This is a genomic window from Ideonella sp., from assembly GCF_041287625.1.
In the GTDB taxonomy this organism is placed as follows: Bacteria; Pseudomonadota; Gammaproteobacteria; order Burkholderiales; family Burkholderiaceae_C; genus Ideonella.
The window spans coordinates 1-20,118 of the sequence record NZ_JBGGNH010000038.1; the positions used below are offsets into that span (position 1 = coordinate 1).

The window sequence follows — 20,118 nt, forward strand, 5'->3', positions numbered from 1 at the left end:
TCATCCCGCGCACCGCGATGGCGTTCTACAACGCCCATCACGCCGGCGACACCGCCACCACGAACAAGCTCATCGACGAGTTCTTCCTGCCCTTGATCGCGCTGCGCAACCAGGGCGGCGGCTATGCCGTGAGCATCGTGAAGGCCGGCGCCACGCTGGTCGGCCACAGCGCCGGCCCGGTGCGCCCGCCGCTGTCGGACCTGAAGCCCGCCGAGGTGGAACAGCTGGCGCAACTGATCGCCAAGCTCGGCGCCCAATGAGCGCCATGTACAAGAACCTGATCAATGGCGAGTGGGTCGAAGGCGCGCGTACCACGCGCAACGTCAACCCTTCCGACACCCGCGACCTGGTCGGCGAATACGCACAGGCCGATGCCGCGCAAGCGCGCGAGGCGATTGCGGTGGCGCAGACCGCCTTCAGCGGCTGGTCGCTGAGCACGCCGCAGCAGCGCTTCGACGTGCTCGACGCGGTGGGCAGCGAGATTCTGGCGCGCCGCACCGAGCTGGGTGATCTGCTGGCGCGCGAAGAAGGCAAGACGCTGCCCGAAGCCATCGGCGAGGTCGCGCGCGCCGGCAACATCTTCAAGTTCTTCGCCGGCGAGGCGCTGCGCCCTGGCGGTGAACTGATGCCGTCGGTGCGGCCCGGGGTCGGCGTCGAGATCACGCGCGAGCCGGTGGGCGTGGTCGGCATCATCACGCCGTGGAATTTTCCGATCGCTATCCCGGCGTGGAAGATCGCGCCGGCGCTGGCCTACGGCAACAGCGTCGTCTTCAAGCCTGCGGACCTGGTGCCGGGCTCGGCCTGGGCCTTGGCCGAAATCCTCTCGCGCAGCGGCCTGCCCAAGGGCGTGTTCAACCTGGTGATGGGCCCGGGCTCGCAAGTGGGCCAGACACTGGTGGACTCGCCGCTGGTGCGGGCCGTCAGCTTCACCGGCTCGGTCGGCACCGGCCGGCGCATCATCAACAGTTGCGCCGCCCGCCAGGCCAAGGTGCAGGCCGAGATGGGCGGCAAGAACCCGCTGGTGGTGCTGGACGATGCGGACCTGGACGTGGCGGTCAACGCTGCCGTGCAGAGCGCCTATTTCTCGACCGGCCAGCGCTGCACGGCATCCAGCCGCATCATCGTCACCGAAGGCGTGCATGACGCCTTCGTCGAGAAGGTGCTGGCCAAGCTGCGCACGCTGAAGGTGGACCATGCGCTGAAGGCCGGCACCGACATCGGCCCCGTCGTCGATGAAAAGCAACTGGCTCAGAACCTGCGCTACGTGGCACTGGCGCAGACGGAAGGCGGCAAGCTGGCCTTCGGTGGCGAGGTTGTGGAGCGGGACACCCAAGGCTTCTTCCAGATGCCCGCGCTGATCACCGAAACGACCAATGCGATGACCATCAGCCGCGAGGAAGTCTTCGGCCCGGTGGCCAACGTGATCCGTGTGCGTGACTACGAAGAGGCGCTGGCCACCGCGAACGACACCGAGTTCGGCTTGTCGTCCGGCATCTGCACCCGCTCGCTGAAGCACGCCACGCACTTCAAGCTGGCCGCGCAGGCCGGCATGGTGATGGTCAACCTGCCGACGGCCGGTGTGGACTATCACGTGCCGTTTGGTGGCAGCAAGGGCTCCAGCTACGGCCCGCGTGAGCAGGGCAGCTACGCCAAAGAGTTCTACACCACTGTCAAGACGGCGTACACGGCAGCCGGCTGACGCGCCGACCCGCCGTCTCAGCCAACGCTGTCCTATGGGCGGCGGAGGCTGAGCGCGCGCAAATCCCTGTACCGGGGTTCCTGCGGCATCTGCCTGGAGACCGAGAATGGCGGGAATGAACAGTCGCACCGCGCAGTCCACCTATCGCCTTCAGCCCGAAGGCAAGAGCATGCATGGACGCATCGTGCGCGAGCTGGGCCTGGCCATCCTGGCCGGCGACCTGAAGCCGGGCGACCGGCTGCCGGCAGAGGCGGTGCTGCTGGAGAAATACGATGTGAGCCGGCCCGTGCTGCGCGAGGCGGTGCGGGTGCTGGTGGCCAAGGGGCTGGTGGTCTCGAAACAGCGCTCGGGCGCCATCGTGCGGCCGCGCAACGAGTGGCATTTGCTGGACCCGGACGTGCTGTACTGGCTGATCCAGACCAAGCCGCAACCCGAGTTCGTCAGCACGCTGCTGACCGTGCGCCGCGTTTTCGAGCCTGCTGCCGCAGCCTTGGCGGCCAAGGCCGCGACCGAGGACCAGATCGAGGCCATTGCCGAGGCATTCTCCGGCATGGCCGCCGCGCGCACCACAGAGGAACTGCTGGAGCCGGACCTGGCCTTCCACCGCCGCATTGCCGAGGCCACCAACAACGACCTGCTGGCCTACATCGGCAACATGCTGTCCCTCGCGTTGCGCGAGTCCATCATCCTCAGCAGCCAGGTGCCCAACACCCACGAACTTTCACTGCCACGCCACAAGGCCATCCTGACGGCGCTGCGCAACCGCGATGCCCTGGCCGCCCGCCAGGCTACGCTGGTGCAGTTGGAAGAGACCGGGGATGACTTGTCGACGCTGCTGCCAGGTGTGAACCTGGCCTGAGGCTCAAGGCTTGAGCCTTTGTGCGTCAAAGTGACTGACGGCGTCCGACGCGTGGACCGGCGTCTCGGCTGATTCGTCAGCCTGCAACATGGGCAGCAGCAAGGCCAGGCCGATCCCGATGATCAATGGCAACAGCAAGGCAGCCATCATCAGCTTGCCTTCGAGCTTGAGATGAGTGTTGATCGGACTCATGCGATGGCGTGAGGTGGATGCGGGGCCATTGTTGAACGGTTCATCACCTGCGCGGGAGCTGGCGCCCCAAACAAAACAGGCCCGCGAAGCGAGCCTGTTGTTTGGGCGGTGGGGCTCAGTAGCCCAGTGACGCCGCCACTTCGCGGGTCTGCGCGCCGAGGATGTCTTCGGAGTAGAACTGCTTCCAGCGCACCGCGGCATCGGGGTTGATGGCGTTGTGCAGGTGGAACTTCAGGTCGCCGCTCATCTTCGAGGCGTTGTCCACACCGTCGGTCATGCGCTGGTCCATTTCCTGGTACGGGTTGATCATCGCGTCTTCGTACGGAATGCCGGCGAAGCTGCAGATCTTCTCGATGGATGCGGTCGGGTTGCAGACGATGTCTTCGTACTGGATCTGCAGCCAACGGTCGGCCGGCACATGCTGGCCTGCCGCCACGGTGTTCTGCTGCGCGGTGAGCCAGGTCAGCTCGGCCAGCTCGCGGCTGCCGAAGCTGGCTTCCTGCACCATGGGCATCAGGCGCTGCAGCTTGGACTCTTCGTACGAGCGGATCATGCCCAACGGGTGGCGCGTCAGGTGGATGTACAGCGGGCGGTCGAAGTCTTGTTCGATGCGCTTCAGGATGTCCACGTCGATCACGTACGAAGGCGTCTTGTCGACCAGCAGCTTCTCGCCCTTCAGCGGTTGCTGCAGCAGGTTGTAGAAGGCCTTGGTGGACATGTCGTCGGCTTCGCACTTCGAGACGAAGGCACGGGCCGCTTCCGGCTCCCAGCCATGCAACTGCATCAGTGCGCGAACGGTGCCGTCCAGCAGGTGCTCTGTGTGCTCGCCGGACAAGGCCTTCAGGCGCTCGCCCATGGTGTTGTAGGGCAGCAGGTGCAGCTCGGGCGGCGCGAACAGCTTGGAGCTGCCGGCCAGGATCACGCGCAGCAGCGTCGAGCCCGAACGCGGAGGCGACAGCACGAACAGCGCCGGCGGATTCTTTGGCGTGCCGTCGTCACGCAGCTTGCGGGTGGCAATGCTCGCGCGGAACTTGGCCAGCTTCTCGGGGGTGACACGCTCGCTCTCGGGAATCGAGGTCAGCCGCGTGGCGACGACGGCGGTGTTGGCCGCCACGGGCGCGGGCGCTGCGACCGGCAACGAGCCGTTCAACCGGCCGGCGACGAACTCGGCAATCTGCGCGACGCTCAGGTCCTCGACGTAAGCGCCGTTTTTCATCAACAGGTCCTGGAACCCGAGCTTGGTCTTGTAGGCGCCTTCGATCGCCACGACCAGCTGGATGAAGTCGATCGACGCGAAGCCGATGTCGCCAATCATCGTGGTCTGGGGACCAATGCCGCCTTCGAGCTCGACGTCCCAGTCTTCCGTCAAATCAGAGATGACTCCGATGACGCGTTGCTCGACATTCTCGACCGTGTGCATGCTGCCTGTTCCCTCAACTCCGTGGATATCGCGACGGTAAACCCTTGCTTGCGGACATCATAAGTGCATCACGATGTCCTACCAGGAACAGGTAAGCAGCCAGTGCGCCAAGCACACATGGCAGTCTAGCGATTGACGCCGGAGCGCAATTCCGGCATGCCCGCGGTTTCCGCCGGCTACACCAGCAAAAACCCCTGGAACCTTGCCTGGCGCCAGGCCTTTGGCCTTGGTCTGGCAACCGCCCAGCGGACGCTGGCGCGACTTGAACCAGCGGCGCCGCGAACAGGGGACGGCTGGCCCAGGGCGCTTTGCCGTCGGCCGATGCACCGCTCAGGTGCGTTTCAGCGGCGTCCCGCGGTCCCGCCGCCGCGTCTTGGTAAGGTGCAGGCTTCCTCAGCCTTGGCCCCTCCCATGACCGCTCCGGACTTCGATCTCCCGTTTTTCGACGCAGCCCTTGCCGGCCTGCCGGCGGTTTCAACCCAGGCGCCCGAACATGATGAGGTGTTCTGGTCTGCCGTTGCCGCGCTTTACCGGACCTCCCATGCGACGGCCAACCTGGAAAACGGGTTCTGGGGCGTGATGGCCGAGCCGGTGCGGCAAGTGTTCATGCACTGGACCGAGCGCGTCAACTTCGAGAACACGCTGATGATTCGCGAAGCTTGGCCAAGCGCGATGGAAACCATCCGCCAGCGCGTGGCCGCAGCGTTGGGCTGCGATCCAGAGGAAATTGCGCTGACACGCGGCGCCACCGAGGCCATGCTGGCCTTGATCGGCGGCTACAACCGGCTGCAGCCGGGCGACACCGTCTTGTATGCCGACCTGGACTACCCGGCGATGCGCAACGCGATGGCATGGCTGCGCGAGCGACGTGGCGTGGTGCCGGTGCGGCTGGAAATTCCAGAGCCGGCGAGCCGTGAGAATGTGTTGGCCACTTACGCCGAAGCCTTGCGGCGGCACCCGCGCACCCGCCTGCTGCTACTCACCCACCTGAGCCACAGCACCGGCCTGGTGATGCCGGTGCGGGAACTCAGCGAGATGGCCCGGGCGGCCGGCGCCGAAGCCATCGTCGATGCGGCCCACTCCTGGGGCCAGTTGGATTTCGACGTGGCCGACCTGGGCGCGCCGTATGCCGCCTTCAACCTGCACAAATGGGTGGGCGCGCCGCTGGGCTGCGGCTGTCTGTACATCCGCAAAGGCAGTCTGGCCGCCATCGATCCGTATTTCGGTGACCGCGACTACCCGGCCGACGACGTGCGCTCGCGCATCCACACCGGTTCACCGAACTTCGCCGCCTGGCTCAGCATTCCCGCGGCGCTGCAACTGCACCAGCGCATTGGCGCCAGCGCCAAGCAGGCCCGGCTGCGCAGGCTGCGGGACCATTGGGTGCGGCAGGTGCGCGGGCTGCCCGGGCTGGAGATCCTGACGCCGGACGAACCCGGCATGGCCGCCGGCATCACTTCGTTGCGCTTCAGTGGTCGTGGCAGCGCTGCGGAGAACCAGGCCATCGTTGCCGCGCTGCGCGAGCTGCATGGGGTGTCCACCGTCTGGCGCAATGGCCCGGCGCGAGGCGATGTGGTGCGGATCACGCCGGCCATCTACACGTCACCTGCCGAGCTCGACCGTCTGGTCGCCGGACTGCGCGCCTTGCTGGACTGAAAATCAGAGCCGCCTCACATCGGCGTGCACAACGCCGCCAGCAGCCCGTCCGCGCAGCGCGGCCACGAGACCGTCTGGCCCCAGGGCATGGCGTTTGGTGCGGCGAGCTCCTTGCCGCCGGCGTCCAGTACTTGTTCGGCGTTGGCCCCGGGCGCGCTATCGTCCTGCTCTTTTCATGAACCTCACCCAGAGGACTTTTCCCATGCGGGTTTGCATCTTCGGCGCTGGCGCCATTGGCGGTTTCATTGGCGCGCGACTGGCGGCTGCCGGCGTGGCGCAGCTCAGCGTGGTGGCGCGGGGCGACACGCTGGCTGCGCTGCAGCAGCATGGCTTTCGCCTGCGCAACCCCGACGGCTCGCTGACCCAGTCGCCAGCACGCGCCAGCGCGGTGCCGGCCGAGCTGGGCGAGCAGGACCTGGTGATCATCGCCGTCAAGGGCCCGGCGATGGCGGCGGTGGCGCCCGCCATCGGCCCGCTGATGGGGCCGCAGACCATGCTGCTGCCGGCGATGAACGGCATCCCCTGGTGGTTCTCGGCCGGCGTGCCGGAGTTGGGTGCGGCGCCGCTGGACAGCGTTGACCCTGGTGGCCGCATCGCCCAGGCCTTGCCGGCGTCCCGCGTCATCGGCTGCGTGGTGCATGCCAGCACCTCCTGCCCCGAGCCTGGCCTGGTGGCGCACCAGATGGGGCAGAAGCTGATCATCGGCGAGCCGGCCGCCGGCCCGGTCACGCCGCGCGTGCAGCAGGTCGCCGGGCTGCTGCGCAGCGGCGGCCTGGAGGTGGTCGAGAGCCCGGAGTTGCGGCGCGAGCTCTGGTACAAGCTGTGGGGCAACCTGACCACCAACCCGGTTTCGGCCGTCACCGGCGCCACCGTGGACCTGATCCTCGCCGACCCGCTGCTGCGCGTCTTCTGCACCAGCATGATGGCCGAGGCCTCGCGTGTCGGCGCGCGCATCGGCTGCAGGATCGAGCAGACGCCTGCAGACCGCCACCGCATCACCGCCAGCCTGGGCGCCTTCAAGACCTCGATGCTGCAGGACGCCGAAGCAGGCAGGGCGATCGAGCTGGATGGCATCGTCGGCGCAGTGCGCGAGATCGCCCAGCGCCTGGGCGAGCCCACACCCGGCATTGACGCGCTGCTGGGGCTGACGCGCGTGTTTGCGCAGGTGCACGGGCTGTATCCGCTCGGGCCTGCCAATATGGGACCGATCAGTTCTTGAGCAGAAGCAGGCCCTGAGTTAAGGAGGCGTCAAGGTACACATAAACCTTGCCTGTTTTCAGGCTCACGCCTGCTGCCATGTTTGCGTATTCCGGCTCTTGTTGATTTTTGAAAGACGGGGTGGAACTCCAGAAGAACGTTGTTTTCAGTGATCCAAATGGAAATGCATCCGGATCGATTGCCAAGTTGTAGCGGCTGCGATCAATGAGGCTATCCAGCTCTTTCACATTTGGAACCCTGTAGCCCCAAGGTATGAGATAGCTTAGTTCGTCCCAGGTGAACAGTTGCATGGCGCCCTCACATCGCTCGGATTGCAATGTTTGTCCCAAGGGGCAGCGTTGCCATACCAAACCTGTTGCCGTGTCGATTACCTCCTCCCCTTGGATGAGAAAGCGGTCGGCCGCTGACACGGGGCCGTTAAATACGGCGCAACCGATGATCAGGGCGGAACTGAGGGCTTGTCGTAAAATACTGGTAATATTCATGATGTGGCGGCGAGAAAATATGATTGGACGGCGGCAAGGGTGTGGATGTTCATTTTGAGTTGCGAACCAGCCTTACATAATGCTTCTCATCTGAAGCCACGTTGAAAGCGCCACCATCGTCAAACCAGACAAGCCACGCCTGAGCTGGATCTCCCGCATAGCGTTCGGATGTCCACTCTGCGTAGCCGTCGCCACTTTCCGGTTTTCTGAAATAGGCACGATCGATTGCGGGGCCGGGGTATTTTCTGCCATACAACACGATGGAAAGCATTTCATGCACATTCGGTAGGCGCCAATCTGCCGCACCGCAAAGGCCTGTCGCGTTGATTTGGTTCACAAATCCTTGGGCGTCTGTGGGGCCGCCGTGGCCCGGCGCATCTGCTGCGAGATTCGTGAACTGTGCAGCGGCGTTGTGCGGGCCGGCAGCGTCGAATTTCAGCTCCCATGTCAACCCGGTGACCTTGTCTTTTGTGCACCCCCATTTGGATGCCCCGGAACCCAGCTCGGGGTCTGCTGGACATGAGCCTGTACCGGCGTCCTGGCCGTTATTGCAGACTTTGACGAAGCTGAAACCCGCCTTGCCATTGCTGTCGGCAGGACTGGTCACGTCACGGCCGAACTCGGCATCTTGACCTGTGGCCAAGCATTGTTGCCGGACCTCGCCTTGGATGCGGCAATAGCGCACGCCAGTGTCGTTGAGCTGTGCAGCCGGCGCATTACTTCCTGCTACCATCGCGAACGCCAACGCCGTTTTCTGAAACGGTGAACTTCTCATGAACACTCCCTCGTGTATGGGTGGGTTTTTGTACCGATTGAGCAACCGCCTTTATTGAGTCTTCCGTCCTTGGAGATCCTCAACGTAAAGAACCGTTGCTGTGGCGCAGTTTGCCATGCATGCCGGTTTACTTGCCAGAACGCGCCCTGTCCGCTGGCACCGTTGGAGCAGTTTTAGCGATCAATGGCCAGCGACGGCGGACGCTGGCGTCGGTGTAAACTGCGCCCCGTTTGGTGCCTGGGCTGTGCTTCGTTGCGGCCTGGGGTAAACGGGAAACAGGAAGGCCGGCCTCCACGAGGCGATGCCCAACCTGTGCTGCCCCCGCAACGGTAAGTGGACGAAGCCTGGCGCACGCTGCGCAAGTGCTTCAGCCCGTGCTCCTGGCCACTGAAGGTGAAGACTTTCGGGAAGGCCGCACGGGTGGCGCCACCAGCCCGGATACCGGCCAACAGGGGGTGCGAGCATGGTCTCGCGCCATGTAGCGGCCACCCGCGGGGAAGCAGGTGGCCGTGCTGTTGGTCATGGCCTGCCTTGCATGTGTGTTGTCCCGCTTCGGGTCCCACGCCGCGCATGCCATTGCCTCTTCCGGAAGTTGTCCCCATGAGCTTGCGCACCGCCTTGCGCCTTTCCCATTCCCTGCCGCGCACCGCCTTGCGTGTTCCGGCTGCGCTTGCGCTGCTGCTGCAGGCGCCGCTGCATGTTGCCGCGCAAACCGCGCCGGCCAGCGAGGCCAGCGACTACGTCGTCACGGCCGCCCGCAGCCAGGTCGTCACCCGCGACTCGGTGCGCCCGGTCACCGTGATCACCGCCGAAGACATCCGCCAGGCCGGCGCCGGTTCGTTGACCGACCTGCTGCGCGTTCTGGGGGGCGTGGAGATCACGCGCAGCGGCGGGCCAGGGCAGTCCAGCAGCGTCTTCATGCGTGGTGCCAATTCGGATCACACAGTGCTGATTGTTGACGGCGTGCGCCAGGGTTCCGCAACATTGGGTTCAGCCTCGTTCGAGTCCATCCCGTTGGCGTTGATCGAGCGTGTGGAGATCCTGCCCGGACCTTCGTCCAGCCTGTATGGATCGGACGCCATTGGGGGCGTGATCCAGGTCTTCACCAAGAGCGCGCAGCGCTCGCCGGGCCTCAGCGTCTCGCTGACCGGCGGCAGCCACAACCTGCAGCAGGCAGTGGCCGGCTTTGCAGGGCGCATCGGCGAGCAGACCGAACTCTCGGCTGGCGTCGATTTTCTGCGCACCGATGGCATCAACGCCACTTTGCCGAACCACCCGTTTGGCAGCTACAACCCGGACAGTGACGGCTACCTGAACCGCGGCGGTCACGTCAACCTCACCCAGCACTTCGGCCCAGACCAGCAGGTCGGGCTGAAGCTGCTGCGCAGCGTCAACAAGGCGCACTACGACGACGGCCCCGGTGTCGACGCCGACGCCACCAACGTGGTTCAGTCCATTGCGCTGCAATGGTCCGGCAAGTTGAGCGAGACTTGGCAGTCTGAGGCCATCGTGGGTCGTTCGGAAGACGTGGCAAATTACCGCGCCAGCTTCCCCAGCGCGGTCAAGACCACGCAGCAGCAGCTCAGCTGGCTGAACCACCTGCCGCTTGCCGGCGGTACGGTCACTGCAGGTGTCGAATTCCTGAAGCAGAAGGTCGACAGCGACGACACGGCTTATGACGTGACCGAGCGCACCATCCGCAGCGGCATGCTCGGCTGGCGCGGCAGCTTCGGTGCGAACTCGCTGCAGATCGACCTGCGCCAGGACCGCAACAGCCAGTTCGGCAACCACGGCACCGGTCAGCTCGGCTGGGCCTATGCGCTCGACGGTGCCAGCCGCGTGCGCGCCTCGTATGGCACGGCCTTCCACGCGCCCACGTTCAACGAGCTCTATTACCCCTTCGACTACGGCGTCCCGGACCTGAAGCCCGAACATTCGAAGAGCTTCGAACTGGGCGCCGACACCCGGCTGGGCGGTGCGGACCTGGCGGCCACGCTGTTCGAAAACCGCATCAGAAACCTGATCGTGTCGGGTCCGCCCGACTACAAGTTGCAGAACATTGCCAAGACTCGCATCCGCGGCCTGGCCTTGTCTGCCGGTGGCCAGCTCATGCGCGACCTGCGCGCCAAGCTGAATTTCACCTGGCAGGATCCGCTGAACGAGGAAACCGACGACCAGCTGCGCCGCCGCGCCCGCGTGTTTGGTGGCCTGCACCTGACGCAACAGCTGGGCACGGCGCAAGTCGGCACTGACCTGACCTGGGTGGGCAAGCGCTATGACGCCGACACCGAATCCGCTGCGGCTCGCATGGGCGCCTACGGTCTGGTCGACCTGTTCGCCGGCTGGGCCGTCACGCCGCAGTGGCGCATCGAGGGCCGCGTCAACAACCTGGCCGACAAGCGCTACACCACGGCCCAGGGTTACAACAGCCCCGGCCGCGAAGCCCAGCTGACGCTGCGCTGGACGCCGCCGTTGTGACCTGCCGCTGACGCCGCGCCTGCCGCCTGCCATGCTTGCCACCACCGCCCCGCCTGTGCCCACAGCGCCGCGATGGCGCAGTGTGGCGGTGGTGCTGGCGCTGCACGGGCTGGTGCTGTGGGGGTGGTCCCTGGCCAGCCGGTCGCGCGAGGGAGTGGTGCAGGTGGAAGCGCCGGCGCTGGTCATGGTCCGGGTTGCCGCGCAGGCACCTGCCGTGACCATGGTGGCGGCGCCTGCGAAGCCGGTGAGCAAGCCCTTGCCACCGGTTGTGCCCGTCCGCATGCCGCCTGCGCCACCAGTGGCTGCCATTTCGGAAACATTGGCCAGCACCGCCACACCCGCGCCAGCGGTCTCGGCCGCCAGCGCCGCGCCGGTCCTGGTGGCCGCTGCGCCCGCCGCCAGCGCAGCCAATCCGGCGCCTCGCCTGACCCGCGCACCGCAGCCGCTGCCTGGCAACCCGCTGCCGGTCTACCCCGAAGCGGCGCGGGAAGACGGGCTGGAAGGGCGCGTGGCGATGTGGGTCGAGGTGCAGGCCGACGGCCTGGTGAGCGGGGTGCGCTGGGAACAGACCTCCGGCACCCGCCTGCTGGACCAGGCCGCGCGGGACGCCGTGCGCCGCTGGCGCTTTGCGCCGGCACTGCAGGCCGGCGAGCCGGTGGCAGGCAGGCTGCTGCTCACGCTGCAGTTCCGGCTGCAAGGCCCCGTCAGCTGGCTGGCGCAGGCTGAAGCGTCGCTCTGAGTTCCTCATTTCAACCGCCTTGTTTGCATGCCCTCTGTGCCTTCCCCTTCATCGCCCGCCTTGCTGGACGGACCGAGCGCGTTGCGGCCGATGAGCCGCGGCCGGGCCTGGCGCATCGGGCTGGTGCTGGCGGCCCTGCTGCTGCTGGTGTTCGCCGTCGCATTGGCCAGCGGCAGCAGCCTGCTGAGCTTTGACCAGGTGCCGCGCCTGCTGCTGTGGCCGGACGACAGCCCCGCTGCCGAAGTGCTGCACCGGCTGCGCCTGCCACGCGCATTGGCGGCGATGAGCACCGGCGCCTTGCTGGCAATGTCCGGCGCGCTGATGCAGGTGCTGCTGCGCAACCCGCTGGCCGACCCTTACGTGCTGGGGCTGTCCGGTGCCGCCGCCCTGGGCGCGCTGGCCATGCTGGCGCTGGGTTGCGGCCTGTGGGCGGTGCAGGGTGGGGCGCTGGTCGGCGCGCTGCTGGCGGTCGCCGCGGTGTTTTTCCTCGGCCGGCACGACATGGGCCGGCTGGACGCCGGCAGCAGCCAGGACGACACGCCGCGCCTGCTGCTGACCGGCGTGATGATCTCGTCCATCGCGATGGCCGGCGTGGGCCTGATCCTCAGCCTGGCGCCCGGCGAGCGGCTGCGCGGCATGCTGTTCTGGATGATGGGCGACCTGTCGGGCAGCGAGCTTTCCGGCTGGCTGCTCGCGCTGCCGGTGCTGCTGTGCGCGGCGCTGCTGCCCTGGGCGCGGGACCTGAACCTGCTGCTGCGCGGCCCCGGCCCGGCGCAGATGCTGGGCGTGCCGGTGCGCCGCGTGCGGGCCATGGTCTACCTCGCAGCCTCGCTGGGTGCCGCGGTGGCCGTCTGCACCGCAGGCACCATCGGCTTTGTCGGCCTGGTGGTGCCGCATGCATTGAGGTTGCTGTTTGGCAATGACCAGCGCCTCTTGCTGCCGGCCAGCGCCTTGGCCGGCGCCGCTTTCCTGCTGGCGGCCGACACGCTGGCCCGCACCGTGGCCGCGCCGCTGCAGCTGCCGGTGGGCGTGGTCACTTCCTTGATCGGCGCGCCGACCTTCATCGTGCTGCTGGCACGGCGGGGAGGGCGGGTGTGACGGTGCGGCCACAACCCCTGAGCGTGGACACCAGCCTGCTGGCCACGCATGAGATTTCCGTTCGCGTTGGCAGCCGCACGCTGGTGCCGGCGCTGTCGTTTGCCATCCGCCCCGGCGAGTTCTGGTGTCTGATCGGCCGCAACGGCGTGGGCAAGACGCTGCTGCTGCACACGCTGGCCGGTGCCCGGCCGCCTGCAGCCGGTTTGTTGCAGATGGGTGGCAAACCCTTGGCCGACTGGAAGCTGGACGCATTGGCCTGCTGGCGCGGTTTCATGCCGCAGCAGTTTCACGACGCATTCGCCACGCCAGTGCTCGACGTGGTGCTGCAAGGCCGCCACCCGCACCTCTCGCGCTGGCACTGGGAAGGCGAGGCCGACCATGCGCTGGCGCTGGCCGCGCTGGCCCGTGTCGGCCTGGCTGGCTTCGAGGCGCGCGACGTGCGCTCGCTGTCCGGCGGCGAGCGCCAGCGCGTGGCCCTCGCCACGCTCATCACGCAAGACCCGCCGCTGGCGCTGCTGGACGAGCCGTTGGCCCACCTGGACCTGGCGCAGCAGCTGCGCATGCTCACGCTGCTGCAGGACGAGGTGCGCCAGCGCGGCCGTGCGGTGCTGATGTCGGTGCACGACCTCAGCCTGGCCGAGCGTGTTGCCACGCACGTGCTGCTGCTGCCGGGCGAGGGCGCGCCGGCCATTGCCGGCCCGGTCGCGCAGGTGATGCAGGCCGACACGCTTTCCGCCGCTTTCGACCAGCCTTTGCGCTGCCACACCCTGGACGGCCACCGCTGGTGGCTTCCCGCATGAACGAGCATCCCATGAGCACCGAGCCCACCGAATCTCCCGAAGACATCGAGGCCCGCCACAAGGCCAAGATGCAGAAGCACAAGGCCGCCGTCGACCAGCGCATTGCCAAGGCCGACACCGACACCGGTGTGCTGCTGGTGATGACGGGCCCCGGCAAAGGCAAGAGCAGCTCGGGCTTCGGCATGGTCGCGCGCGCGCTGGGCCACGGCATGCGGGTGGGCGTGGTGCAGTTCATCAAGGGCGCCATTGCCACCGGCGAGGAGCGCTTCTATCGCCGTTTCCCCGAAGAAGTGGCCTACCACGTGACCGGCGAGGGCTTCACCTGGGAGACGCAGAACCGGGCGCGTGACGTCGAGCGCGCCGAGGCCGGCTGGCAGCTTGCCCGCGGCCTGCTGCGCGACCCGGCCGTCGGCCTGGTGCTGCTGGACGAACTCAACATCGTGCTCTCGCACGACTACCTGGACACCGCCACGGTGCTGGACGACATCGCCGCCAGACCCTCGGGCCAGCACGTGGTGGTGACCGGCCGCGGCGCGCCGCAGGCCTTGATCGAGCTGGCCAACACCGTCAGCGAAGTGAAGGTCGTCAAGCACGCCTTCAAGCAAGGCATTCGCGCCCAGCCCGGCCTCGAGTTTTGACCTTCTTTGAACGAGCATCGCCATGACCTTGAATCTGCACCTGAACCCTGTGCCCACTTCGCTGGACGCCGCGCTGCGCGCCAAGATCGACGGCAAGACCAAGCCGCTGGGCGCGCTGGGCCGCCTCGAAACGCTGGCGCTGCAGATCGGCCGCATCCAGCAGACGCTGTCGCCCAAGCTGAGCGAGCCGCACCTGGTGGTCTACGCCGGGGACCACGGCATTGCCGAAGAAGGCGTGAGCGCCTTCCCGCAGGACGTGACCTGGCAGATGGTGCTGAACTTCCTGGCTGGCGGCGCGGCCGTCAACGTGCTGGCGCGCGAGCTGGGCATGGCGGTGCAGGTGGTGGACGCGGGCGTGAAACACGACTTCGGCGACCAGCCCGCGCTGTTGGACGCCAAGATCGCGCACGGCACGCGCAACAGCGCTGTCGAGCCCGCCATGGACCGGGCCGAGGCCGAGTTGGCGCTGGCGCGTGGCCAGGCTCATGCCGAGTCCTTGAAGGCGCGCGGCTGCCGCGTGGTCGGCTTTGGCGAGATGGGCATTGCCAACACCAGCGCCGCCTCGCTGCTGTTGCACAAGCTGGCCGGTGTGCCGCTGGCGCAGGCCGTGGGGCGAGGCACCGGGCTGGACGATGCCGGCCTGGCGCGCAAGCTGGCGGTGCTGGAACGCGCCGCGGCGCGCACCGGCGAGATCGCCGGTCCGATTGACGTGCTGGCCGAATACGGCGGCTTCGAGATCGCGATGATGGCCGGCGCGATGCTGGGCGCGGCCCAGGCTGGCATGGTGCTGCTGATCGACGGCTTCATCGCCAGCAGCGCCTTGCTGGTGGCGGCCAGGCTGGCGCCGGCCATCACCGACTACGCGGTCTTCGCCCACCAGTCCGCCGAAGCCGGCCACCAGGCCATGCTGGCCGCGCTGGGCGCGCAGCCGCTGCTGGCGCTGGACCTGCGGCTGGGCGAGGGCAGTGGCGCGGCCTTGGCGTTCCCGCTGCTGCGCGCATCAGTGGCGATGTTGAACGACATGGCCAGCTTCCAGTCCGCGGGCGTGTCGGAGCGTGCCGAGTGAGTGAAGCGGCGGCCCGCTGCCGCGCCTTGCTGGTCAGCGCGCCGGCTTCCGGCCAGGGCAAGACGACGGTCACCGCGGCGCTGGCGCGCGCCTGGCGGCGCCAGGGCCTGCGGGTGCGCATCTTCAAGACCGGGCCGGACTTCCTGGACCCGATGGTGCTGGCCCGCGCCGCCGGTTCACCGTGCTGGCAGCTGGACCAGTGGATGGGCGGCGAGGCGGAGGTGCAGGCGCAGCTCTGGCGCGCGGCGCAAGAGGCGGACGTGCTGCTGGTCGAAGGCGTCATGGGCCTGTACGATGGCAGCGCCAGCAGCGCCGCGCTGGCTGCGCGTTTTGGCCTGCCGGTGCTTGCGGTGATCAACGCGTCGGCCATGGCGCAGACCTTTGGCGCGCTGGCCCATGGCCTGGCCACCTATCCCGGCGCGCCAGCCGGCCTGAAGCTTGCGGGCGTGCTGGCCAACCGCGTCGGCAGCCCCGGCCATGTCGAGATGCTGCGCGAAAGCCTGCCGCCCGGCATCGCCTGGTTCGGCGGGCTGACGCGCGACGAGCGCTGGACGCTGCCGGAGCGCCACCTGGGCCTGGTCGCGGCCGATGAGCTGGATGACCTGGACGCAAGGCTGGACGCTGCCGCCGACGCGCTGATGGCGCAAGGCCTGCCACTGCCGCCAGAAGTCAGCTTCGCACCGCCGCCGCGTGCCGAAGCGCCGTCTACCGTGCCGGCGGCTGCGCTGGCCGGCGTGCGCATCGCCATCGCGCAAGACGCCGCGTTTGCCTTCCTGTACCCGGCCAACCTGGCGCTGCTGCAGGAACTGGGCGCCGAGCTGAGCTTCTTCTCACCGCTGGCCAACGAGGCTGTGCCCGAAGGCGCGCAGGCCCTGTACCTGCCCGGCGGCTACCCGGAACTGCACCTGGACGCGCTGGCCGCGGCCGACGTGGCCCGCGCCAGCGTCCTGGCCCACCACGCCGCCGGCCGCCCGCTGGTGGCAGAGTGTGGCGGCCTGCTGGCGCTGGCCGAGGGCCTCTCCGACAAGCAAGGCCGGCGCGCCGCGATGTGGGGCCTGCTGCCTGGCGAGGCGCTGATGCAACCGCGCCTGGTCAACCTGGGCATGCACAGCCTGGAGCTGCCGGGCGTCGGCACGGTGCGTGGCCACACGTTCCACCACGCGGCCTACGAATGCCCGCTGCCGGCCGCTGGCCACAGCGTGGCCCAGCGCCACCATGGCCGTGCGGAAGCGGTCTACCAGCAGGGCCGGCTCTGGGCCTCGTTTGTGCACCTTTACCTCCCTTCGAACCCGGCCGCCGTGGTGGCGCTGTTCAAGCCGTAAGAGGTGGGTGATGCTTGCCTGGTTGCCATGGACGGGTCCTGAGTCTGCCTGCGCGGCGGTGCTGGCTGTGGCCGTGGCGCTGGCCGTGGACCGCTGGCTGGGCGAGCCGCCGCTGCGCTGGCACCCTGTCGTGCTGATGGGGCGCTACCTGGGCGCGCTGGGGCTGCGGCTGTGGCCGCTCAGGCCGACGGCGGGGCGCGTGGCTGGTGCCTTGGCCTGGCTGCTGGGCGCGGCCGGGGTGGCGGGGCTGGCCTGGGCGCTGCAGCTCGGGCTGGCGCGCCTGGTGGTTGCCGTGCTGCCGGCGGGCTGGGGCTGGCTGCTGCAAGGCCTGCTTGCCGGGCTGCTGCTCAAGCCGCTGCTGGCCTGGCAGATGCTGCACGACGAGGTGGCCGCGGTGGAGTCGGCGCTGGGCGAGTCGCTGGACGCCGGGCGGCTGCGGCTGAGCCGGCTGGTCAGCCGTGACGTGACCCGACTCTCGGCCACGGAAGTGCGGGAAAGCGCGCTGGAAAGCCTGGCCGAAAACCTCAACGATTCACTGGTCGCGCCGCTGTGCTGGTTCGCCCTGGCCGGCCTGCCGGGCGCGGCGCTCTACCGTTTCGCCAACACGGCCGACGCGATGTGGGGCTATCGCGACCACCAGCGCTGGGCCGGTGCCTGGGCGGCACGGGTGGACGACGTGCTCTCATGGCTGCCGGCGCGCCTGTCGGCGCTGCTGCTGTGCGCCGCCGCCTGGCGCTGGCCGGGGGCCGCAGCGCTGCGGCGCGAGGCCGGCCGCACCCCTTCGCCAAACGGCGGTTGGCCGATGGGTGCGCTGGCCTTGCTGCTGGACCGGCGGCTGGGCAAGCCGGCAACTTATGTGCTCAACCACGGCGCGCCGCTGCCGCAAAGCCAGGACACGGCACTTTCCTTACGTTGGTGCGCCCGTGCTGCAGGTGGGGCCGCCATGCTGGCGTCGTCAATATTGTTGATACTCGGGTTCTGGACGTCAACAACGGGGTCGCAGCCGGGCCAGTCTGGCCTAAGCGCTGCAGAACCCCGAATGGGAGCTGAAACATGAGTCTTGACCGTGGCCTGGCGCCGCCGCCGCCTGTCTTCCTGTCTGTGCACGGAGGGCCCGACGCCGGGCCGCCGATCCGCCACGACTTTTCCACCAACGCCAACCCGCTGCCGCCGCTGCCGCTGCTGATGGAGCGCCTGCTGCGGGCCGACCGCACCCGTTACCCGGATCCCACCTACGCCGCGCTCACCGAGGCGCTGAGCCATCACCATGGTGTGCACGTCCGGCGCGTGCTGCCCACCGCCGGCGGCAGCGAAGGCATTCGCCGGCTGACGCTGGCGGCCGCGCAGCGCGGCCGGCGCCAGGTCTGGATTCCCGAACCAGGCTATGGCGACTACCGCGCCGCCGCGCTGGCGCTGAGCCTGCCGGTGCGCACCTGGAGCGACCCCGCGGCGCTGCTCGAAGGCCTGCGCCGCGAGCCGGCAGCCGCGCTAGTCTGGATCACCGAACCTTGCAATCCCACGGGCCGCACCCTGCCCGAAGCCTTCTGGCGTGAGCTGGCGGCGCTGGCCGACCAGCAAGGTGCCTGGCTGGCGCTGGACCGGGCCTACGAGCCGCTGCGGCTGCAAGGCCAGGACCCGGTGCCACTGGCCGTGGCCCAGCAATGCTGGCAGCTGTTCTCGCCGAACAAGTCGCTGGGGCTGACGGGCGTGCGTGCCGGCTACATGCTGGCACCGCTGCAGGCGGGTCTTGCCAACACCAACCTGCTGCTGGCGCTGGCCGCGAGCTGGGTCGTTTCGGCCGAAGGCGAGGCGCTGCTGCGCGCGCTGCCCTTGCCTGAGGTGCAAGCCTGGCTGGCCGATTCGCGCCAGCGCCTGACCGACTGGCGCGTGCAGCAGGCCGCGCTGCTGGCTGAGCTGGGCTGGGCCCAGCGGCAGTCGGTGGTGCCGTTCTGGCTGGCCCGCCCGCCGGTGCCTTCTGCCGCGCTGGGTCGCTGCCTTCAGCAGTTGCGCGAGCAAGGCATCAAGCTGCGTGACGCCCAGTCCTTTGGCCTGCAGGGCTGGGTGCGGCTGTCCACCCAGCACCCCGAGGCCCAGGCCGCGCTGGCCGAAGGCTGGCGTGCCCACATGGCCAGGCCGGGCGCGCAGTGGTCCACCAGCACCATCCAGTCCACTTTCTGAAGCGCTTGCCCGGCATGCACGAGCTGCGCCTTTTCCTGACCGCCCTGCAGTTTTTCACCCGCGTGCCGGTGCCGGGCTGGGTGGGCTGGTCGCCCGCGCAGCTCAACGCCTCGGCCCGCCATTTCCCCACGGTGGGCTGGCTGGTCGGCGCGGTTAGCGGCGCGGTGCTGGCCGGTGCCGGCTGGCTCTGGCCACCGCTGGTGGCAGCGCTGCTGGCGATGGCCGCGGGCGTGTGGATGACAGGCGGTTTCCATGAAGACGGGCTGGCCGACAGCTGTGACGGTTTTGGCGGTGGCCGCGAGCGCGATCACGTTCTGGCGATCATGAAGGACTCGCGCATTGGCAGCTACGGCGCCATTGCGCTGGTGCTGGCGCTGGGGCTGAAGGCGGCGCTGCTGGCCGAGCTGCTGCGGCAGACGCCGGCGTTGAACTGGGCCGCTTTCGGCGCGCTGATGGCCGCGATGCTCAGCGCCCACGCCTTGAGCCGCTGGGCCGCGCTGCTGGTGATGGCGCGGCTTGATTACGTGCGCGAGGACGCGCTGTCCAAATCCAAACCGATTGCGCAAGGCGTGCCGCTGCCGGCCTTGGCCGTCGCCACCGTGCTGGCCTTGTTGCCGGGGCTGCTGCTGGGCGGCGGCTGGCGCGTGGGCCTGGCCTGGCTGGCCGCGGCCGTGGTTGGCGGGCTGTCCATCCGCTTCTGCCGCCGCCGCCTGGGCGGTTATGTGGGCGACGCGCTGGGCGCCACGCAGCAACTGGCCGAGCTGGCCGTGTTGCTGGCCTGGGTGGCCAGGGCATGAGCACCCCCAGACCTGCCGCTGTGCGTCAGGCCCCCCGAGGGGGGCAAGAAAACTTGGGAACGGCCCGGCGTGTTCTTGGGAGCCGCGCATGGCCTTGATCCTGCTGCGCCACACGCGCGTGGACGCGCCTGCCGGGCTTTGCTATGGCTGGCATGACGTGGCCTTGCTGGCGCCGCCGCAGCCTTCGTTCGACGAAGTGCACACCGCGCTGCAGGCCTTGCTGTCTCGCCTGGGCCTGAAGCTGGCCGAGGTGCACAGCAGCCCGCTGCAACGTGCCACCTTGCTCGCGCAGCACCTGGCCGAAGCGCACGCCGCCAGGCTGACGCTGGATGCCCGCTGGCGTGAGCTGTCGTTTGGCGAGTGGGAAGGCAAGCGCTGGGACTTCATCGACCGCGCGCAAAGCGACCCCTGGGCCGAAGACCCGCTGCACCGCGCGCCACCCGGCGGTGAAACGCTGGCCACGCTGGCCGAGCGTGTGCGGGCTGCACGAGACGGTTTGCGGGACGCGGCTTCGAGGCCCGGCGAGGCAGTGCTCGCGGTTGGCCATGCCGGCCCGATGCGCCTGCTGCTGGCCGACGCGCTGGGCCTGCCGCCGTATCCGCCAGTCGAGCGTTCGCTGGACTTTGGCGGGCTGCTGGCTTTGGTGCCGACGGACGATGGCTGGCGTCTGGTGGAGGAATCGCCGTGCAGTTGAAACG

20 protein-coding genes and 1 riboswitch are annotated in these 20,118 nt (G+C 68.4%); of the genes, 16 read left to right on the plus strand and 4 right to left on the minus strand.

The window, feature by feature from the left end; all coding sequences use genetic code 11:
• The 3 genes from ACAH41_RS15525 to ACAH41_RS15535 all read left to right on the plus strand — a co-directional run.
• A partial coding sequence (locus ACAH41_RS15525) for a dihydrodipicolinate synthase family protein (RefSeq protein ID WP_370538360.1) occupies positions 1-260 on the plus strand: 260 nt, incomplete at its 5' end.
• 5 nt (positions 261-265) lie between these two features.
• Positions 266-1,699, plus strand: a complete 1,434-nt coding sequence (locus ACAH41_RS15530; RefSeq protein WP_370538361.1) for an aldehyde dehydrogenase family protein — start codon at positions 266-268, stop codon at positions 1,697-1,699.
• Between the two features lie 115 nt (positions 1,700-1,814).
• Positions 1,815-2,558 carry a FadR/GntR family transcriptional regulator gene (locus tag ACAH41_RS15535; protein WP_325655485.1) on the plus strand — a complete coding sequence of 248 codons (744 nt, stop codon included), beginning with the start codon at positions 1,815-1,817 and terminating at the stop codon, positions 2,556-2,558.
• Between the two features lie 3 nt (positions 2,559-2,561).
• Here ACAH41_RS15535 and ACAH41_RS15540 read toward each other — a convergent pair whose 3' ends face one another.
• Entirely contained in the window at positions 2,562-2,750 is a 189-nt protein-coding gene (locus ACAH41_RS15540; RefSeq protein WP_325655486.1) for a hypothetical protein, read from the minus strand.
• Positions 2,751-2,865: 115 nt separating this feature from the next.
• Positions 2,866-4,170, minus strand: a complete 1,305-nt coding sequence (locus ACAH41_RS15545; RefSeq protein WP_325655487.1) for a sulfotransferase — start codon at positions 4,168-4,170, stop codon at positions 2,866-2,868.
• A 411-nt stretch (positions 4,171-4,581) separates the two neighbouring features.
• On the opposite strand from ACAH41_RS15545, the gene ACAH41_RS15550 reads away from it, so the two are divergent.
• A complete protein-coding gene (locus tag ACAH41_RS15550) occupies positions 4,582-5,826 on the plus strand; it encodes an aminotransferase class V-fold PLP-dependent enzyme (protein ID WP_325655488.1) in 1,245 nt (414 codons plus the stop codon).
• Positions 5,827-6,028: 202 nt separating this feature from the next.
• Positions 6,029-7,045 (plus strand): 2-dehydropantoate 2-reductase, encoded by a 1,017-nt coding sequence (locus ACAH41_RS15555; protein ID WP_325655489.1) that lies wholly within the window; start codon positions 6,029-6,031, stop codon positions 7,043-7,045.
• On the opposite strand, the gene ACAH41_RS15560 is transcribed toward ACAH41_RS15555, so the two are convergent.
• A complete protein-coding gene (locus tag ACAH41_RS15560) occupies positions 7,035-7,529 on the minus strand; it encodes a DUF1566 domain-containing protein (RefSeq protein WP_325655490.1) in 495 nt (164 codons plus the stop codon). The two genes, ACAH41_RS15555 and ACAH41_RS15560, sit on opposite strands and share 11 nt — an antisense overlap.
• Positions 7,530-7,578: 49 nt before the next feature.
• Positions 7,579-8,304, minus strand: a complete 726-nt coding sequence (locus tag ACAH41_RS15565) for a DUF1566 domain-containing protein (protein WP_325655491.1) — start codon at positions 8,302-8,304, stop codon at positions 7,579-7,581.
• Between the two features lie 214 nt (positions 8,305-8,518).
• Positions 8,519-8,769: riboswitch (cobalamin riboswitch) on the plus strand.
• A gap of 135 nt (positions 8,770-8,904) precedes the next feature.
• Here ACAH41_RS15565 and ACAH41_RS15570 point away from each other — a divergent pair.
• The 11 genes from ACAH41_RS15570 (at position 8,905) to cobC (ending at position 20,114) form a co-directional block, all read left to right on the plus strand.
• Positions 8,905-10,782, plus strand: coding sequence for a TonB-dependent receptor domain-containing protein (locus ACAH41_RS15570; RefSeq protein WP_325655492.1), 1,878 nt, complete (start codon positions 8,905-8,907; stop codon positions 10,780-10,782).
• A gap of 31 nt (positions 10,783-10,813) precedes the next feature.
• Positions 10,814-11,521: a TonB family protein gene (locus ACAH41_RS15575; protein ID WP_325655493.1), complete on the plus strand. Its 708-nt coding sequence runs from the start codon at positions 10,814-10,816 to the stop codon at positions 11,519-11,521.
• Positions 11,522-11,548: 27 nt separating this feature from the next.
• Complete coding sequence (locus ACAH41_RS15580) at positions 11,549-12,619, plus strand: iron ABC transporter permease (RefSeq protein ID WP_325655494.1); 1,071 nt, start codon at positions 11,549-11,551, stop codon at positions 12,617-12,619.
• Entirely contained in the window at positions 12,616-13,419 is an 804-nt protein-coding gene (locus tag ACAH41_RS15585; RefSeq protein WP_370538362.1) for an ABC transporter ATP-binding protein, read from the plus strand. Before ACAH41_RS15580 ends, ACAH41_RS15585 begins: the two co-directional genes overlap by 4 nt.
• 11 nt (positions 13,420-13,430) lie before the next feature.
• A complete protein-coding gene (gene cobO, locus ACAH41_RS15590) occupies positions 13,431-14,057 on the plus strand; it encodes a cob(I)yrinic acid a,c-diamide adenosyltransferase (RefSeq protein WP_325655496.1) in 627 nt (208 codons plus the stop codon).
• 22 nt (positions 14,058-14,079) lie between these two features.
• On the plus strand, positions 14,080-15,123 hold the full coding sequence (gene cobT / locus ACAH41_RS15595; RefSeq protein ID WP_325655497.1) for a nicotinate-nucleotide--dimethylbenzimidazole phosphoribosyltransferase: 1,044 nt from the start codon (positions 14,080-14,082) through the stop codon (positions 15,121-15,123).
• Complete coding sequence (locus tag ACAH41_RS15600) at positions 15,120-16,445, plus strand: cobyrinate a,c-diamide synthase (protein ID WP_325655498.1); 1,326 nt, start codon at positions 15,120-15,122, stop codon at positions 16,443-16,445. The genes cobT and ACAH41_RS15600 overlap by 4 nt, the downstream gene beginning before the upstream one ends.
• Positions 16,446-16,455: 10 nt before the next feature.
• On the plus strand, positions 16,456-17,502 hold the full coding sequence (locus ACAH41_RS15605; RefSeq protein ID WP_370538363.1) for a CobD/CbiB family cobalamin biosynthesis protein: 1,047 nt from the start codon (positions 16,456-16,458) through the stop codon (positions 17,500-17,502).
• Positions 17,499-18,623, plus strand: coding sequence for an aminotransferase class I/II-fold pyridoxal phosphate-dependent enzyme (locus ACAH41_RS15610; protein ID WP_325655500.1), 1,125 nt, complete (start codon positions 17,499-17,501; stop codon positions 18,621-18,623). Before ACAH41_RS15605 ends, ACAH41_RS15610 begins: the two co-directional genes overlap by 4 nt.
• Positions 18,624-18,637: 14 nt before the next feature.
• Positions 18,638-19,420: an adenosylcobinamide-GDP ribazoletransferase gene (locus ACAH41_RS15615; RefSeq protein ID WP_325655501.1), complete on the plus strand. Its 783-nt coding sequence runs from the start codon at positions 18,638-18,640 to the stop codon at positions 19,418-19,420.
• Between the two features lie 88 nt (positions 19,421-19,508).
• Positions 19,509-20,114: an alpha-ribazole phosphatase family protein gene (gene cobC, locus ACAH41_RS15620; protein WP_325655502.1), complete on the plus strand. Its 606-nt coding sequence runs from the start codon at positions 19,509-19,511 to the stop codon at positions 20,112-20,114.
• The last annotated feature ends 4 nt before the right edge of the window (positions 20,115-20,118 follow it).

Excerpts from the sequence above, each read along its gene's own strand:
- cobC (WP_325655502.1), top strand. The coding sequence starts at position 19,509 with ATGGCCTTGATCCTGCTGCGCCACACGCGCGTGGACGCGCCTGCCGGG.
- ACAH41_RS15555 (WP_325655489.1), top strand. The coding sequence starts at position 6,029 with ATGCGGGTTTGCATCTTCGGCGCTGGCGCCATTGGCGGTTTCATTGGC.
- ACAH41_RS15580 (WP_325655494.1), top strand. The coding sequence starts at position 11,549 with ATGCCCTCTGTGCCTTCCCCTTCATCGCCCGCCTTGCTGGACGGACCG.
- ACAH41_RS15615 (WP_325655501.1), top strand. The coding sequence starts at position 18,638 with ATGCACGAGCTGCGCCTTTTCCTGACCGCCCTGCAGTTTTTCACCCGC.
- ACAH41_RS15560 (WP_325655490.1), bottom strand. The coding sequence starts at position 7,529 with ATGAATATTACCAGTATTTTACGACAAGCCCTCAGTTCCGCCCTGATC.
- ACAH41_RS15540 (WP_325655486.1), bottom strand. The coding sequence starts at position 2,750 with ATGAGTCCGATCAACACTCATCTCAAGCTCGAAGGCAAGCTGATGATG.
- ACAH41_RS15535 (WP_325655485.1), top strand. The coding sequence starts at position 1,815 with ATGAACAGTCGCACCGCGCAGTCCACCTATCGCCTTCAGCCCGAAGGC.
- cobT (WP_325655497.1), top strand. The coding sequence starts at position 14,080 with ATGACCTTGAATCTGCACCTGAACCCTGTGCCCACTTCGCTGGACGCC.
- ACAH41_RS15530 (WP_370538361.1), top strand. The coding sequence starts at position 266 with ATGTACAAGAACCTGATCAATGGCGAGTGGGTCGAAGGCGCGCGTACC.
- ACAH41_RS15550 (WP_325655488.1), top strand. The coding sequence starts at position 4,582 with ATGACCGCTCCGGACTTCGATCTCCCGTTTTTCGACGCAGCCCTTGCC.
- ACAH41_RS15545 (WP_325655487.1), bottom strand. The coding sequence starts at position 4,170 with ATGCACACGGTCGAGAATGTCGAGCAACGCGTCATCGGAGTCATCTCT.
- ACAH41_RS15605 (WP_370538363.1), top strand. The coding sequence starts at position 16,456 with ATGCTTGCCTGGTTGCCATGGACGGGTCCTGAGTCTGCCTGCGCGGCG.
- ACAH41_RS15565 (WP_325655491.1), bottom strand. The coding sequence starts at position 8,304 with ATGAGAAGTTCACCGTTTCAGAAAACGGCGTTGGCGTTCGCGATGGTA.
- ACAH41_RS15610 (WP_325655500.1), top strand. The coding sequence starts at position 17,499 with ATGAGTCTTGACCGTGGCCTGGCGCCGCCGCCGCCTGTCTTCCTGTCT.
- cobO (WP_325655496.1), top strand. The coding sequence starts at position 13,431 with ATGAGCACCGAGCCCACCGAATCTCCCGAAGACATCGAGGCCCGCCAC.
- ACAH41_RS15570 (WP_325655492.1), top strand. The coding sequence starts at position 8,905 with ATGAGCTTGCGCACCGCCTTGCGCCTTTCCCATTCCCTGCCGCGCACC.
- ACAH41_RS15575 (WP_325655493.1), top strand. The coding sequence starts at position 10,814 with ATGCTTGCCACCACCGCCCCGCCTGTGCCCACAGCGCCGCGATGGCGC.